Source organism: Staphylococcus pasteuri (genome assembly GCF_030547725.1).
GTDB classification, from domain to species: domain Bacteria; phylum Bacillota; class Bacilli; order Staphylococcales; family Staphylococcaceae; genus Staphylococcus; species Staphylococcus pasteuri.
This window is the reverse complement of the sequence record NZ_JAUOQO010000955.1, coordinates 1-237: the sequence shown is the minus strand read 5'-3', so window position 1 is coordinate 237 and position 237 is coordinate 1. Positions and strand designations below refer to the sequence as shown.

The following is a 237-nucleotide window of genomic DNA, read 5'->3' as shown; positions in this document are numbered from 1 at the left end:
CCGCGATGGCGTCGGACCCGGCCTCGCACGAGGTCACGCTACCGACCAAGGCCGGCGAATCGGTCACCGTCGAATGGACCGGCACGGCGCTGCCTGGGGTCAGCGGAGCAGGCGGCAGCGGTGTGCTGCCGGCCGACGATACGCACGCCATCGCGCTGACCGTGCCGAGCGGGCTCTACGACTCGGCGACCGTAATCGCCGACTTTCACATCGAATGGGCGCCTGGCACGCCGGTGG

At 70.9% G+C, this 237-nt stretch carries 1 protein-coding gene; it reads left to right on the top strand.

Annotation, left to right across the window (positions count from 1 at the left end; all coding sequences use genetic code 11):
* Positions 1–237, top strand: a 237-nt coding sequence (locus Q4528_RS16020; RefSeq protein WP_303522751.1) for a hypothetical protein, incomplete at both ends; no start/stop codon positions are given.